This is a genomic window from Stenotrophomonas sp. 01N47, assembly GCF_056399165.1.
This window is the reverse complement of record NZ_JBFTQU010000001.1, coordinates 549,366-564,317: the sequence shown is the minus strand read 5'-3', so window position 1 is coordinate 564,317 and position 14,952 is coordinate 549,366. Positions and strand designations below refer to the sequence as shown.

Annotated in this window: 12 protein-coding genes and 7 tRNA genes; 9 read left to right on the top strand and 10 right to left on the bottom strand. The window is 64.5% G+C overall.

Annotation, left to right across the window (positions count from 1 at the left end; genetic code table 11):
* Positions 1 to 226 precede the first annotated feature (226 nt).
* Entirely contained in the window at positions 227 to 2,068 is a 1,842-nt protein-coding gene (locus AC1DKR_RS02565; protein ID WP_478030911.1) for a methyl-accepting chemotaxis protein, read from the top strand.
* A 19-nt stretch (positions 2,069 to 2,087) separates the two neighbouring features.
* Here the strand turns inward: AC1DKR_RS02565 and AC1DKR_RS02560 are convergent, their stop codons facing one another.
* Positions 2,088 to 2,654: a GNAT family N-acetyltransferase gene (locus AC1DKR_RS02560; protein WP_478030909.1), complete on the bottom strand. Its 567-nt coding sequence runs from the start codon at positions 2,652 to 2,654 to the stop codon at positions 2,088 to 2,090.
* Between the two features lie 81 nt (positions 2,655 to 2,735).
* Positions 2,736 to 2,821: transfer RNA gene (locus AC1DKR_RS02555), tRNA-Leu, on the bottom strand.
* A gap of 138 nt (positions 2,822 to 2,959) precedes the next feature.
* Here AC1DKR_RS02555 and AC1DKR_RS02550 point away from each other — a divergent pair.
* Positions 2,960 to 3,340 (top strand): response regulator, encoded by a 381-nt coding sequence (locus tag AC1DKR_RS02550; RefSeq protein WP_025879243.1) that lies wholly within the window; start codon positions 2,960 to 2,962, stop codon positions 3,338 to 3,340.
* A 9-nt stretch (positions 3,341 to 3,349) separates the two neighbouring features.
* Here the strand turns inward: AC1DKR_RS02550 and AC1DKR_RS02545 are convergent, their stop codons facing one another.
* Positions 3,350 to 4,306, bottom strand: a complete 957-nt coding sequence (locus tag AC1DKR_RS02545) for an SOS response-associated peptidase family protein (protein ID WP_478030906.1) — start codon at positions 4,304 to 4,306, stop codon at positions 3,350 to 3,352.
* 78 nt (positions 4,307 to 4,384) lie between these two features.
* On the opposite strand from AC1DKR_RS02545, the gene AC1DKR_RS02540 reads away from it, so the two are divergent.
* Positions 4,385 to 4,801 carry a GNAT family N-acetyltransferase gene (locus tag AC1DKR_RS02540; protein WP_478030904.1) on the top strand — a complete coding sequence of 139 codons (417 nt, stop codon included), beginning with the start codon at positions 4,385 to 4,387 and terminating at the stop codon, positions 4,799 to 4,801.
* Positions 4,802 to 4,864: 63 nt separating this feature from the next.
* On the opposite strand, the gene AC1DKR_RS02535 is transcribed toward AC1DKR_RS02540, so the two are convergent.
* The 7 genes from AC1DKR_RS02535 to AC1DKR_RS02505 form a co-directional block, all read right to left on the bottom strand.
* Positions 4,865 to 4,940, bottom strand: a tRNA-Glu gene (locus AC1DKR_RS02535).
* Between the two features lie 49 nt (positions 4,941 to 4,989).
* A tRNA-Ala gene (locus tag AC1DKR_RS02530) sits at positions 4,990 to 5,065 on the bottom strand.
* A 43-nt stretch (positions 5,066 to 5,108) separates the two neighbouring features.
* A tRNA-Glu gene (locus AC1DKR_RS02525) sits at positions 5,109 to 5,184 on the bottom strand.
* Positions 5,185 to 5,233: 49 nt separating this feature from the next.
* Positions 5,234 to 5,309: transfer RNA gene (locus tag AC1DKR_RS02520), tRNA-Ala, on the bottom strand.
* A 182-nt stretch (positions 5,310 to 5,491) separates the two neighbouring features.
* Positions 5,492 to 5,567 (bottom strand) — tRNA-Glu (locus AC1DKR_RS02515).
* 53 nt (positions 5,568 to 5,620) lie between these two features.
* Positions 5,621 to 5,696, bottom strand: a tRNA-Ala gene (locus tag AC1DKR_RS02510).
* Positions 5,697 to 5,840: 144 nt separating this feature from the next.
* Entirely contained in the window at positions 5,841 to 6,239 is a 399-nt protein-coding gene (locus AC1DKR_RS02505) for a heavy metal-responsive transcriptional regulator (RefSeq protein WP_478030902.1), read from the bottom strand.
* A gap of 183 nt (positions 6,240 to 6,422) precedes the next feature.
* On the opposite strand from AC1DKR_RS02505, the gene AC1DKR_RS02500 reads away from it, so the two are divergent.
* From AC1DKR_RS02500 to AC1DKR_RS02475, 6 genes are all read left to right on the top strand, one after another.
* The gene (locus tag AC1DKR_RS02500; protein WP_478030900.1) at positions 6,423 to 7,490 is read left to right on the top strand and encodes a GlxA family transcriptional regulator; all 1,068 of its coding nucleotides are present in this window, start codon (positions 6,423 to 6,425) and stop codon (positions 7,488 to 7,490) included.
* An 85-nt stretch (positions 7,491 to 7,575) separates the two neighbouring features.
* Positions 7,576 to 8,379: a redoxin family protein gene (locus AC1DKR_RS02495; protein WP_478030898.1), complete on the top strand. Its 804-nt coding sequence runs from the start codon at positions 7,576 to 7,578 to the stop codon at positions 8,377 to 8,379.
* 30 nt (positions 8,380 to 8,409) lie between these two features.
* A complete protein-coding gene (dsbG, locus tag AC1DKR_RS02490) occupies positions 8,410 to 9,252 on the top strand; it encodes a thiol:disulfide interchange protein DsbG (RefSeq protein ID WP_478030896.1) in 843 nt (280 codons plus the stop codon).
* Between the two features lie 520 nt (positions 9,253 to 9,772).
* Positions 9,773 to 11,209: a DcaP family trimeric outer membrane transporter gene (locus tag AC1DKR_RS02485; RefSeq protein ID WP_478030894.1), complete on the top strand. Its 1,437-nt coding sequence runs from the start codon at positions 9,773 to 9,775 to the stop codon at positions 11,207 to 11,209.
* A gap of 78 nt (positions 11,210 to 11,287) precedes the next feature.
* Complete coding sequence (gene adiC, locus AC1DKR_RS02480) at positions 11,288 to 12,640, top strand: arginine/agmatine antiporter (RefSeq protein WP_099821496.1); 1,353 nt, start codon at positions 11,288 to 11,290, stop codon at positions 12,638 to 12,640.
* A gap of 20 nt (positions 12,641 to 12,660) precedes the next feature.
* On the top strand, positions 12,661 to 14,949 hold the full coding sequence (locus AC1DKR_RS02475) for an Orn/Lys/Arg family decarboxylase (RefSeq protein WP_478030892.1): 2,289 nt from the start codon (positions 12,661 to 12,663) through the stop codon (positions 14,947 to 14,949).
* Positions 14,950 to 14,952: the final 3 nt, after the last annotated feature.

The following is a 14,952-nucleotide window of genomic DNA, read 5'->3' as shown; positions in this document are numbered from 1 at the left end:
TCTGGAGCCCGCTGCTGGCTCCCGCTGCCGGACCCGAGGCTGCCTCCGATGGGCGGCCCGTGCCGTGTGCTTTGCCGCTGTTTGATGACGATCGCAGCTGCCTTACTGTTTCTGCCAGTCGCTCGAGTGACGCCTTCCGGCGTCTGCAGTCCCAGGCAATCGAAGTTGCCGCCGGGCATCCCGCCCGGCGGGTCGCAACCGCTACCCGGACACCGAGGATCAGACGATGCTTATTTCAGGCTCCATGGAAGGTGCTCAGGCGCCGGCCGAAGTGCTCACCCGTTGGTCTCCCCTGCGCGCGCTGCGGGGGGTGTTGGGCAGGCAGCGCCGCGCCACGGAGGTGGCCGATCAGCATCGGCGGCACGTCGAGCTTGAGGCCCAGGTGGCCGCACTGCACCGGGTGCAGGCGGTCATCGAGTTCGCCCTCGACGGCACGATCCTGCAGGCCAATGACAACTTCCTGCAGGCAGTGGGATATCGCCTGGATGAGATCCAGGGCAGGCATCATTCCCTGTTCGTCGATTCCGAGGACGCGCGCAGTAGTGGATACCGCGACTTCTGGGCGCGACTGGGTCGCGGTGAATTCGATGCAGGGCAGTACCGGCGCTTCGGCAAGGGTGGGCGCGAGATCTGGATCCAGGCGTCCTACAACCCGGTGCTTGACCAGCACGGGCGGCCATACAAGGTGGTCAAGTTCGCGACCGATATCACGGTGCAGAAGCAGCAGGCGGCCGAGTCGGCGGGGCAACTGGCGGCCATCGACAAATCGCAGGCGGTGATCGAGTTCAGCATGGATGGCCGCATCCTGGCGGCCAATGCGAACTTCCTGGCCGCCACCGGCTATACGCTGGAAGAGGTGCGTGGCCAGCATCATTCGCTGTTCGTCGAGCCCGACTACCGGGCCAGTGTCGAGTATCGGCGCTTCTGGGAGAAGCTCGGCTCCGGCGAGTACGACGCAGGCCAGTACCGTCGGCTGGGCAAAGGTGGCCGTGAAGTGTGGATCCAGGCGTCGTACAACCCGATTCTCGACGCCGGCGGGCGACCGTTCAAGGTCGTCAAATACGCCACCGACATCACCGCACAGGTGCATGACAGCCAGGCCATGCAGCGCGCCGTGGCGCAGACACGCGAGGTGGTGGCGTCGGCAAAGGAGGGCGACCTGACCCGAAGCATTGCCATGGCTGACAAGAGCGGCCCGATCGCCGAACTCTGTGGCGGCGTCAACGCGCTGGTCGAAGCGATGGCGGCCATCATCGGTCAGATCAAGTTCGCCGCAGACACCATTGCGGTCGGTGCGAGCGAGATCGCCGAAGGCAACAATGACCTGTCCCAGCGCACCGAGCAGCAGGCGGCGTCGCTGGAAGAAACCGCCGTGTCGATGAAGGGGCTGGCCGAGACCGTGCAGCGCACCGCGACCAACGCGCGCCAGGCCAGCCAACTGGCCGGCGGCGCCGCCGATGTGGCCGCACGGGGTGGCCAGGTGGTACATGAAGTGGTCTCGACGATGGAGCTGATCAACGCGTCCTCGCGTCGTATCGTCGACATCATTGGTGTGATCGATGGCATTGCCTTCCAGACCAACATCCTGGCATTGAACGCGGCGGTGGAAGCGGCGCGTGCCGGTGAGCATGGTCGTGGTTTCGCCGTGGTTGCCACCGAGATCCGCGAGCTCTCGCATCGCTCGGCGGGTGCGGCAAAGGAAATCAAGCAGCTGATCGATGCGTCGGTTGCCAACGTCGGCGCCGGAACGGCGCAGGTCGAGAGCGCAGGGCGGACCATGGACGAGATCGTGGTCGACGTGCGTCGGGTCAGTGACCTGATGACCGAGATCAGTGCCGCTGCGCAACAGCAGAGCGACGACATCCAGCAGATGAACCACGCGGTGGATCTGATCGACCAGGGCACGCAGCAGAATGCGGCGCTGGTGGAAGAGGCCTCAGCGGCCGCGCGCAGCATGGAGGAGCAGTCCTCTCAGCTGTTGCAGACGGTGGCAGGGTTCCGTGTGCACGCGGGGGCCGGTGCAGGACATGGCCATGGCGTGCATGCGCCGGCGCTGCGGGTGGTGTAGCGCGTAGAACCGCGCCGGCCTATGGGGCGGCGCGGCTTTCGCCCTGGCCGCCATGCAACTGCGGGGGAGTGTGCGCATACATCCAGAAGTCGCGCGGTTGCCCGCGGACATGGCGATAGGAACGCAGCAATCCCTCGCGTTGCATGCCTGCGCGTTCGAGCACGGCAATCGATCGCAGATTGCTGTCGAGCACCGTGGCCTGGACGCGCACGCAACCCAGTGCGGTATGCGCCCAGGCAATGACCGCGCGCGCCGCCCCGGTCGCCAGCCCGCGTCCCTGATGGGCTGGGGACAGGTCGTAGGCCAGTTCAGCCCGGTGGTGCTCGATGTCGATGTCGTTGAGGCCGACAGTGCCCAGCAACTGATCGACACTGTCGAGGATCGCCCAGCGGCGGCATCGTGTGTTGCGCGCATGATCGACGATCTGCCGCTGCAGAGCCTCTGCAGAGACATCGCCCCAGCTGGTGTGCTCGATCACGCCCGGCAGCGACAGGTAGTTCGACCAGGCGACCGCGTCTGGAAGGACCAGTTCGCGCAGGTGAGCCTGGAACGCTGGGGGAAGGGAGGGAGCGGAGTGCGATGCCATCGCTCCAGTGTCGACGGCGTTGGTCGGGCAGGGCAAGGCCGGAAACGACAAAGGCCAGGTCGTAGACCTGGCCTTTGATCGTGGTGCCGGTGAAAGGACTCGAACCTTCATGGGGTCACCCCCGGCTGATTTTGAGTCAGCTGCGTATACCATTCCGCCACACCGGCAGCAGCGGGCTAGTGTACCCGAGCCGGGCGGGCGTTCATAGAGGTGCGGACGAACGGAGTCGAAATGGCATTCAACTGTCGGTATCGGCCGACTGCTGGCTATACTGGCAAGGCTTAACAGGCACGGAGCGATAGCTTATGTCAGCGTTGCAGGACCTGCGGGTGCTGGTAGTGGAGAACGACGAGATGAGTGCGGCGCTGCTGCAGATGCAGCTGGTGCATTCCGGTGCTCTGGTCGTTGGTCTTGCCGCGTCCGTTGCCGAGGCACTGCGCCTGCTGGAAGAGGCCAGCCCTGACGTGGCCCTGCTGGATTACCGGTTGGCCCACAACGAGACCAGTGAACCGGTCGCTGCGGCGCTGGCCGCGCGCGGGGTGCCGTTCGTTCTCGCCACCGGCATGACCGCCGAACAACTGCCGGTCGCGATGCGATCGGGTGTGCTGTTGATCAAGCCCTATCTGTCGGCGGAACTGTCCAAGGCATTGGTCCGCGCAGTGGGGCGCTCCAGCGCAAACGCCTGATCCGACCGCTCAGGCGGCTTCTTCGTAGACATAACGGATCTCCTCGCGGTCGTCGAGGATGGCGTACTGCGCCGCCAGGTTGTCCGGGTCCGGGTTGAGCCAGGCGTCCAGATGCTCGGCGCGGATCGGGAGTACACCCCGGTCATGGCCGGCAGCGGCAACATCGATTGACGGTCCATCGGTGATGGTGGCGAACGACAGCAGGCGTCCGTCCGGGCCCTCCCATTCCGCCCACAGGCAGGCCAGCAACAAGTCGCGCGGCGGATCAGGGCGGAACTCCAGCACCACGTCCTGTTCCTTCTCGTCGTTGTGCAGGGTGCGGCCGGCAATGGCGTGGCGAGGAACGTGCTCGTAGAAGGCCTGTACCACCACCACGCCGTGGCGCAGCCCGAAGGCTCCGCGCCAATAGCCTTCCAGGCTGTCCCGCCGCGCATTGTAGGTGCCGGGATAGAGGACATCGTTGCGCGCGGGCTTGTCCGGAAGCCGGCATTGATAGCGCATCGGCTTGATCACGCGCCGGCCATTCTCGCTGACCATCACCGGCGCGTAGGTGCCGGGAAAAATACGGTTGTCGCGTGGCAGCAGCTGTTCCCGATGCAGGTCGTCCAGACGTGCCTGCGCGCGGTCGATGCGGTTGCCGGCAACGCGCAGGTCATTGCGCGCCTTCTGCGTGGGTCGGGTGGCCAGGGTCGCATTGGCGATGTCGCGACGCTCAAGCTGCCGCTCCAGCTCAGCCTGCAGCTGCTGCCGCTCCTGTGCATGCCATTGCCGGATCTTCGCCACGATGTCGCGGCCCAGTTCGGTGCGCGCACCGGCAAATCCGTCGTCCATCGCTTTCGGCGTTTTCGGTCGTTTCTTGCCGGGATCATGCGCATAGAGTTCGGCGAACTCCTCCAGGGAGAGGACGGCGCCGAACTCGCGCACCAGTTTGGCGTAGTCGGCGCGGATCAGGGCGGAATAGCACATGGGACTCTGCCGGAAGATGGGTCGCAGCGGCTGCGACGTGGATGCGGCAGGATAGCTCGACCTTCCAGGAGACGTTGCATGAATGATCCAGAGACGATCCAGTTCCGCGAGGCGGTGCCGACGGTTGAGGACTACTGCCAGCTGCGTGCGCTGGCCGGGCTCAGTGCAAGGACCCATGAGGCGGCGACGCGGGCATTGCCCAATACCGTTTTCGGTGTCTGTGCCTACCAGGGCAGCGAGCTGGTAGCGATGGGCCGGATCATCGGCGATGGTGGTTGCCACCTGCAGGTCTGCGATATCGCCGTGCTGCCGCGCCTGCAGGGGCAGGGTCTGGGCAAGGCGGTGATGCAGCGTCTGAGCGACTGGATGCAGGGCAACCTGCCGCCGTCGGCGTATGTGAGTCTGTTGGCCGATGGCGAGGCACATCGGCTGTATGCGCAGTTTGGCTTTGCGGCGACCGCGCCAGCCTCGATCGGCATGTATCGCCGGTTCTGAAACGCGGTCACCAGGGAATCGCAGGCAAAGAAAAACCCCGGCCGAAGCCGGGGTTTCAAAGATTGGCGTCCCCACGGGGATTCGAACCCCGGTCGCCACCGTGAAAGGGTGATGTCCTAGGCCTCTAGACGATGGGGACGCACGAAAAACTTTGAGTTGTAGAACTTTCGACGGCCTAATGCCGAAAGTGGTGGAGCCAAGCGGGATCGAACCGCTGACCTCCTGCATGCCATGCAGGCGCTCTCCCAGCTGAGCTATGGCCCCATGAAACCAGGATTCCTGCTGGGAGCAGGGTCCTCTTTGAAACTGGCGTCCCCACGGGGATTCGAACCCCGGTCGCCACCGTGAAAGGGTGATGTCCTAGGCCTCTAGACGATGGGGACGCACGAAAAACTTCAAGTTGTAGAACTCTCGACGGCCTAATGTCGAAAGTGGTGGAGCCAAGCGGGATCGAACCGCTGACCTCCTGCATGCCATGCAGGCGCTCTCCCAGCTGAGCTATGGCCCCGTGTTACCGAGCCGCCTATCATACCTGCCTGTTCACATTTGTGGAAGCTTTTTTTGAAGCTTTTTCATCGAATCGTTCATTGCCACAAGGGCAGGAGCGTTCCGACGCCACAACCTGAATGCCGGTGGGCGGTGAACAAAAAAGACCCGGTTATCGGCCGGGTCCTCGTTGTTCATGATGAGTGGCGTCCCCACGGGGATTCGAACCCCGGTCGCCACCGTGAAAGGGTGATGTCCTAGGCCTCTAGACGATGGGGACGCAGATCTCATCAATGTTCTTTGCGACCTTTCGACGGCCTAATGCCGAAAGTATGGTGGAGCCAAGCGGGATCGAACCGCTGACCTCCTGCATGCCATGCAGGCGCTCTCCCAGCTGAGCTATGGCCCCACGTCGCTGAGGAGCGAAATAATAGCTGTGCCCCCGGGGGTTGGCAAGCGCTTTGTTGCACTTTTCTTCACGTAACGCGCGCGATGGCGCAGCTGCGTTTTCCGCCTGCCGGGCGGCACATGTGTCGATGCACAAGCGAAGGGTTCAGCGGTCTTCCCCGGTGAGCGCTGCCAGGATCGGGCACTGGTCGAGCGCGCCATGTCCGGGGCAGGCATCGACCAGTTGCGAGAGGGCGCCATGCATGCGCTGCAGTTCGGCCATCCGCAGTTCGATGTCCTGCAGTCGAATCCGCGCGGTGTCACGCACGCTGCCCATGTCCTGCGGAGGATGATCGCTGAGGGAAAGCAGTTCACCGATCTCCTCCAGGCTGAAGCCCAGAGTCTTTGCCCGGCGGATGAAGCGCAGGCGTCGTAGATCCTGCTCGCCGAAGATGCGATAGCCACCTGCCGTACGTGCCGCGGTGGGCAGAAGCTGCTGACGTTCGTAGTAGCGGACGGTGTCGATGGGGACGCCGGCTTGGCGTGCCAACTGACCAATGTTCACGGCGGACTCCTCTGGACCTGCCGTGCATAGTCATCCCTGGACTCTGGTCAAGAGTCAAGGCTTTGCCTGCGTCGCCCATTCAGCACACTTTGCAACTTTCTTCATAGCCCCCGGGGCAAAGCAGTTCCTACCCTCAACCTGAACCGGCCGCTCGACGGCCTGAACCGGAAGAGGAGGTGGGGAGTGGAGGGAATCAGCAACGAAGGATTCGTCGAGGTTGCGGTGGTTGAATACCCCGGAGGCGACCCGTCGGCTGCATCGGTGCTTGCCGAAATGGCGCACGTCGCCAATCGTCTGGCGCAGCAGCAACGACGGCCCTGCAAGCGGGTGCTGGTCACCCGCTGGATTGTGCCTGCCAGCAATACCGGCGTGCATCGCATTGCCGGTGCCGAAATGCTGGACGCGGCAATTCCCGCAGTGATCGCCTTGCCGGGCCAGGTCAGTTCCGGTGCGTCGCTGCGCGCCGAGGATGTCCTGCTGGATTGGTTGCGGGCCCACTACGACGGCGGCAGCCTGCTGGCCGCCGCAGGTGACGGGGTGAGTGTGCTGGCGCGGGCCGGTCTGCTGACCGGGCGCACGGTATCCGGCCCTGACCTCAACCGTCATCCGGCGCTGCAGGTGCAGGTCGGCAGCTGGGCACCCAGTGAGCGGGCACTCGTCGATGATGGCGATCTGCTCACCGTGGGCGGGGCCCAGGCCTGGCGCTTCCTCGGTCTGCGCCTGCTGTACCGGCTGCACGGCCAGGGCGTGGCCAGCGCGGTGGCACAGCAGTTGGGGATAGTGGTGCCAGTGGGGATCCAGCAGGATCTCGAGCGATTCAGTGCCAACTTCGCCCATGGTGACCGTGACGTGCTGAAGGCGCAGCGCTGGCTGCATACCACGGCTGCACGTGGGGCGACGCTGGGGGCAATCTGTGAGATCGCCGGCCTGGAACCGCGCACCCTGCAACGCCGTTTCCTGAAGGCGACCGGGCTGCGGCCCATCGAGTACTGCCAGCGACTGCGCGTGGCCAAGGCGCAGACGTTGCTCCAGCAGGGCGCCAGCATCGACGAAGTTGCCTGGGGGGTGGGCTACGCTGATCAGAGCGCATTCCGCCGGCTGTTCCTGCGCATCGTCGGCATGACGCCCGCCAACTATCGTCGCCACGTCAGCAGCAAACGCCGCGATCGACCGCTGACGTCTGCCGTGGCCGGCAGCCTGCGTGGGTTGAGCGCCTCACCGGGCACGCAACTGGGGCGCAACGCCGCTTGATGAACGATGTTGGATGCGTCGTGCTTGCATCGCGGGCACGACGATTTGACCATGCAGGTCTCTGCAGGCGAGAGCGGGTGAATTGATGTCGAGTATTGGGCCGGTGCCGATGCCGGTGGTGTTGATCCTGATCTTCCTGTTTCTGGCAATGGCCATTGCGCGGATCTGGTCGCGTGGTGAGCCAGGGCAGGTTCGGCCGCCCGTGGCTGGAATGGTGCTGGACATGTTGCTGGTGGGTCTGCTGTGTGGCCGACTGTCCTTTGTCGCAGCGCATTTCAGCCTCTACCGTGAAGCTCCCTGGAGCGTGCTGCAGATTGCCGATGGCGGGTACCACCTGCCCGTCGTCGTTGGCACTGGATTTGCCTGGGCGCTGTGGCGGCTGCGCGGGCAGCGCCCGTTGAGGGCGCCGGTGCTGGCAGGTGCCCTGGCTGGATTGCTGTTGTGGGGCGGCGCAAGCCAGGGGCTCGCGTACTGGCAGGCACAGCAGATGCCGCTGCCCACATTGCAGGTGGTCGACCTGCAGGGCAGGGCGATTGACCTGAAGCAGTTTCATGGCAAGCCGCTGGTGCTGAATCTGTGGGCCAGCTGGTGTGGCCCGTGCCGCCGGGAGATGCCGGTGCTTGCGACGGCGCAACAGAAACATGCCGATATCCAGTTCGTCTTCCTCAACCAGGGCGAGACTCTTGTGGAGGTCCAGACCTTTCTTGCCGCTGAACACATCGCGCTGGGCAACGTCCTGCTGGATGAGTCATCGGCTGCGTCGACCACGCTGGACGTCCGGGCTTTTCCTTCCACGCTCTTCTTCGATGCGCAGGGGCGGTTGCGGGAACTGCATCTCGGCGAACTGACCCAGGCCGGTCTTGAACACAAACTGCGCCGGCTACGGTAGCCTGCGCTGGCATCCCACTACGGAGTTTCCATGTTGTCGATTTCCCCGCGCATCGCGCATACGCTGATGCTGCCGGCCATGCTGGCGCTGGCTGCCTGCAGCCAGGCACAGACCCCACCGGGCAAGGGTGCCGCTGCACCGGCAACGGCTTCGGCAACGGCAGCCGCCAGGAAGGGTGAGTTGCCGGCTGTCCTGAAGGGCATCGAGAAGCATGGCTTCGAGGTGGTCTCCGAGTTCGACGCGCCGGGCGGCCTGCGCGGCTTTGCCGGCATGGTTGGCGGCCAGCAGCCGGCGGCGGCTTACGTGACCGCCGATGGCAAGCATGTGCTGGTGGGCAGCCTGTTCGACGCCGAGGGCAACGAAGTTGCAGCCGAGACGCTGGAGAAGCTGGTTGCCGCGCCGATGTCGGCCAAGATGTGGAGCAAGCTGGAGACCAGTGCCTGGGTACGCGATGGCAGGGCCGAAGCGCCGCGCGTGGTGTACACCTTCAGTGATGCCAACTGTCCTTATTGCCACAAATTCTGGGAGGCGGCACGGCCCTGGGTCGACGCAGGAAAGGTGCAGTTGCGCCACATCATGGTCGGCGTGATCCGTGAGGACAGTCCGGCCAAGGCGGCGGCGATCATGGCCGCACGCGATCCCAGTGCCGCACTGCTGGAGAACGAGCATCAGTTCGATCGTGGTGGCATCAAGCCGCTGCCCAGCATCAGCCGGGAGATCGCGGCCAAGCTGGATGCCAACCAGGTGCTGATGGTGGAGATGGGCTTCCAGGGCACGCCGGGCATCCTGTTCCAGGATGCACAGGGCCAGGTGCAGCGACGTGCCGGCCTTCCGCAGGGCAATGATCTGCAGGCGGTACTCGGCCCGCGCTGAGGCCCCCGGGCTGCGGAACCGAGTGACAGGCCCACATGGCGACATGTGGGCCTGTTGCTTTCTGCGACAGTCCCGGCGAAGAGGGCTGCGCACGTCACGAACAGATGTCACGTCTGAATCGTGACTGACATCAAGCATTTCGCTTTGATCCCAATCAAGGCCAAAAACGACAGTCGAACTAGCCTTGGCGCATGGAATACAGCGTCACTGCGCTATGGATGCCGCACACGTCATGCCCTCGAGAGGGCGTGCGCGCAATGCCATTCACGACACTCTCACCCAGCGCTTGTTACCCAGACCCCTGCGGTCGCCACCCCTTAGGCAGCGCTGCCGCAGTGGAAGCGACTCCGGCGCTGTCCGGGCAGGTGGGGCAATGTCATCGCCCTGTTGCCTGCATCGCGCAGGCTGGCGACGGTCGTCCACGCAGTACCCGCATTTCCAGCAACGGCTCGTTGAGGTCGGGGCGGCGCACGCGCGCTGCACGGCCGGACCGCCGCAGTTTCAGTCCAGGGAGGATGCAATGCGCTTGGCGGTACTGAGTCTGGGGTGTCTGACGGCGATGGCAGCGATGCCGTTGCACGCACAGGATGATGCGCAGGCATTGCGTCGGGAGATCGACGCGATGCGGCAGACGCTGCAGGGCATGCAGCAGCGTCTGGACCAGCTTGAACGACGAGAAGAGCACGCGGCTGCGGCTCCCGTTGTACTGCCGTCGCCCACTGCACCGCAGGCGACCACGACGGTGTCAACCGCCAGCGGCATCCTGCACCCGACCCAGGTTCCCGGCGTGTCGCCGACCGTGCTGCCCCAGCGTGAATCGGTGGCCGATCCGTCAACGGCGGCCTCGCGCCCGGACAGCGCCGCCGGCCCGACCGATCCGGACCTGAAAGGCTTCTTCGCCATTCCCGGCACCGACACCGTGATCCGCATCGGTGGCTATGCCAAGCTCGATGCGATCGCGGATTCGCGCGGCGCCGGGGACGAGGATCAGTTCATTCCCTCGTCGATGCCGGTGGGCGGCAGCCATCGCGACGTCTCGAACTTCAATATCCACGCCAAGCAGACGCGTTTCAGCTTCGAGGCGCGGCGTCCAACCACGCACGGCAACCTGCGCTTCTATCTGGAGAATGATTTCTTCGGCAGCAGCGATGGCTATGAATTCCGCCTGCGCCATGCCTACGGTCAGCTTGGCAACACCTACGCAGGCTATGGCTATTCCAGCTTCATGGATCCGGACAGTTTGCCCGACACGCTGGATTTTGCTGGGCCCGGCGGTGCCGGCTACCTGCTTGTGGCCGGCATCCATCACAGCTTTGCACTGGGCAAGGGCAACACCCTGACGCTGGCCGCCGAAGACCCGGACACCGAGCTGGCCGGCGCCAGCGATGCGATGGCGGCAGTCAATCGACTGCCGGATGTGAGTGCCATCGCGCGCATGGAGCGTGACTGGGGCCACCTGCAACTGGGCGTCGTGGCGCGCAGTCTGGCCTACGACGGCGATGCCCGCCGTGACCGCGTCTTTGCCGGTGGCGCGCAGCTCAGTGGCTCGGCCTCGGTGGGGGAACGCGATCTGTTGCTGTTCGGCGCGCTGGGCGGCCGCGGCCTGAGCCGCTATACCGCCGATCTCACCGGTTCCGGTCTTGACGCGGTGGTAGGTGCCGATGGACGCATCGATGCGCTGGACCTGCACGGTGGCTTCGTCGGTTACACCCATTACTGGTCGGATCTGTGGCGCTCGAACCTGATCTACGGCCAGCTGACCCTGGAACGCAATGCGGCGCTGCCCACCGATGCATTCCGGCAAAGCCGCTACGGCGTGTTCAACCTGATCTGGAGCCCGGCACCGTCGTGGACGATGGGCATGGAACTGCTGTACGGCCGCCTGCAGCAGCAGAGCGGAGCGCGCGGCGACACGGTCCGGGTGCAGGGCAGCCTGCAATACAACTTCATCAAGTAAGCGCCAGCGGCAGCACGCCAGCGTAGCCATTCCCCACGCCCGGGTTCACCGGGCCCATGCCAGGTACAGGAGATTGTCATGGCAGAAGCAAAGAAAATCGGGGTGGTCGGAGCCACCTTCCTCGTCGCCGGCAACATGATGGGCTCAGGGGTGTTCCTGCTGCCCTCCAGCCTGGCCAAGATCGGTACCGCCTCGATATGGGGGTGGCTGATCACCACGGCCGGTGCGCTGCTGCTGGCTTTCGTGTTCGCCAAACTCGGCAAGCTGGCGCCCAAAGCGGGTGGCCCGTATGCGTATGCACGCGATTGGTTCGGTCCCTACATGGGCTTCCAGACCAACACCATCTACTGGTTCGCCAACTGGATCGGCAACGTTGCCATTCCCATCGCGGCGGTGGGCTACTTCAGCTACTTCTTCCCGATCCTGTCCGAGCCGCTGGTGCGCTGCATCGCGGTGCTGATCCTGGTGTGGGCGTTGAGCTTTGCCAACATGATCGGACCGGCGTTCGTCAGCCGCGTGCAGACGGTCACCACCAGCTTCGCGCTGGTGCCGATCCTGGGCATCGCCATCTTCGGCTGGTTCTTCTTCGATGCCGACATCTTCAAGGGCGCGTACAACGTGTCCGGCGAATCGAACTTCGGTGCGATCTCCAGTGCGGCGGCACTGACCCTGTGGGCCTTCATCGGCGTCGAGTCGGCCTCGGTCACGGCCGGCGTGGTTGAAAACCCGGAGAAGAACGTCGCCCGCGCCACCCTGGCGGGTGTGTTCCTGGCCGCCATCGCCTACATCGCCAGCTCGTCGGTGATCATGGGCATGGTGCCCAACGGCGAACTGCAGACCTCTGACGCACCGTTCGCGCTGGCAGCGGCCAAGGCCGTCGGAGGCTGGGGTGGTGCGCTGGTCAGCCTGTGTGCCTTCGTCGGCGCGGCCGGTTCGCTGGGCGGCTGGATCCTGCTGACCGCGCAGAGTGCCAAGGCGGCTTCCGATGATGGCCTGTTCCCGAGCATCTTCAGCAAGACCAACAAGGACGACGTGCCGGTCAAGGGCGTGCTGATCGTGGCCGTGCTGATGACGCTGGCGGTGCTGGTGACCTCCACCTCGAAGACCGCTTCGGCCCAGTTCGACGTGATCACCTCGGCGGCGGTGGTGTTGACGCTGCTGCCGTACATCTACTCGTGCGTGGCCTGCTATTTCGTGGTGGAGCGTTCGCACACGCTGGTGCACACCGGTGCGTTCTGGACCCTGACCAGCCTGACGGTCGTGTACTGCCTGTGGGCGATCTACGGCTCGTCGGGAACGATCGTGCAGTACGCCTTCCTGTTCGTGCTGTTCATCACTGTGTTCTATCCCTTCTTCAGCGAGGAGCGTCGCCAGCAGCGGCAGCGTTCCCGCGAGGCGGCGGCGATCTCTGCCGGCGCCCAGCGTTCCTGAGTTAGACAAGGAGAATCAACGTGTATTTCAAGTCCCTGGACTATCCGGTCATCGTCATTGACGGCGACTACGATTCGCCGCGTATCGGCGGCATCCTCATCCGTGCACTGGTGGAAGAGCTGCGCAGCAATGACCAGCGCGTGCTGTGCGGTCTGAACCTGGATGACGCGCGCGCCGGCGCCCGTACCTACGTGGCCGCTTCGGCGGTGCTGATCTCGATCGACGGCAGCGAGGAGGTCGATGGCGAGTTCCAGCGCCTGACCGCCTTCCTGCGCGAGCAGAGTGCGCGCCGGGCCAACCTGCCGGTGTTCCTGTACGGCGAGCGACGCACCATCGAGAAGGTACCGAGCAAGCTGCTCAAGTACATCCACGGCTTCATCTTCCTGTTCGAAGACACCAAGAGCTTCATCTCGCGGCAGGTGATGCGTGCGGCCGAAGACTACATGCAGAACCTGCTGCCGCCGTTCTTCAAGGCGCTGATCCACCACGCGGCCGAGTCGAACTATTCCTGGCATACACCGGGCCATGCCGGCGGCGTGGCCTTCACCAAGTCACCGGTCGGGCGCGCCTTCCACCAGTTCTATGGTGAGAACACGCTGCGCAGCGATCTGTCGATTTCGGTGCCGGAGCTGGGCTCGCTGCTGGACCACACCGGCCCGATCAAGGAGGCCGAGGACGAGGCCGCGCGCAACTTCGGCGCCGACCACACCTTCTTCGTCACCAACGGTACGTCGACGGCCAACAAGATCGTGTGGCACGGCACCGTGGCCCGTGGCGACGTGGTGTTCGTCGACCGCAACTGCCACAAGTCGCTGCTGCATTCGCTGATCATGACCGGCGCGGTGCCGGTGTACTTCACGCCCAGCCGCAATGCGCACGGCATTATCGGCCCGATCAGCCTGGACCAGTTCACCCCGGAAGCCCTGCAGCAGAGCATCGCGGCCAATCCGCTGGCCAGCAAGGCCTATCAGGCCGGCTCCAAGCCACGTATCGCGGTGGTGACCAACTCGACCTACGATGGCTTGTGCTACAACGCCGAGAAGATTGCCGAGGAGATCGGCAGTGCGGTCGACTTCCTGCATTTCGATGAGGCCTGGTACGCCTATGCCGCGTTCCATCCGTTCTACGAGAACCACTACGGCATGGCCAAGGGCAAGCCGCGCGAGCAGGACGCGATCATCTTCACCACCCATTCCACGCACAAGCTGTTGGCCGCGTTCTCGCAGGCATCGATGATCCACGTGCGCAATTCGGCCAGCCGCGACCTGGATGCCGAACGCTTCAACGAATCGTTCATGATGCATACCTCGACCAGCCCGCATTACGGCGTGATCGCGGCGTGTGATGTTGCCTCGAAGATGATGGAAGGGGATGCGGGGCGTTCGCTGGTGCAGGAAATGCATGACGAGGCGATCGCCTTCCGCCGGGCGATGCTGCATGTACGCGACGATCTGGGCCGCGATGACTGGTGGTTCAGCGTGTGGCAACCGACAAAGGTCGAGCGCAGCCTGGACAAGGGCGATACACCGGCGCCGCTGGTCGCCAAGCGCGAGGAGTGGTACCTGCAGCCCGATGCGCATTGGCACGGGTTCGAGAACCTGGTCGATGACTATGTGCTGATCGATCCGATCAAGGTGACCCTGTTGACACCGGGGCTGTCGATGGACGGCAGCATGGGCAAGCTGGGCATCCCGGCTGCGGTGCTGAGCAAGTTCCTGTGGGGCCGCGGCATCACCGTGGAGAAGACCAACCTGTACTCGGTGCTGTTCCTGTTCTCGATGGGCATCACCAAGGGCAAGTGGAGCACCCTGGTTACCGAGCTGATGGCGTTCAAGGAGCTGTACGACCGCAACGCGCCGCTGACCCAGGCGCTGCCGTCGCTGGCTGCCGACTATCCCCATGCTTATGCCGGCTGGGGCCTGCGTGACCTGTGCGACGCACTGCATGCGTTCAACCAGGAGTTCGCGGTGGCCAAGGTGATGCGTGAGATGTACGTGGACCTGCCGACACCGGTCATGACCCCGGCCGATGCCTACAACCACCTGGTGAAGGGCGAGATCGAGCGGGTCGACATCGAGCAGATCAGCGGCCGCATCGCTGCAACGATGCTGGTGCCGTATCCGCCGGGCATCCCGACAATCATGCCGGGCGAGCGCTTCGGCGACCGCGACGAACCGATCATCCAGTCGCTGCGCATTGCCCGCGAGCAGAATGCGCGCTTCCCGGGCTTCGAGTCGGATGTGCATGGCCTTATCATCGAGCGCGATGGCGACGTGCCGTCCTACAAGGTGGAGGTGCTGAAGGCCTGAGCC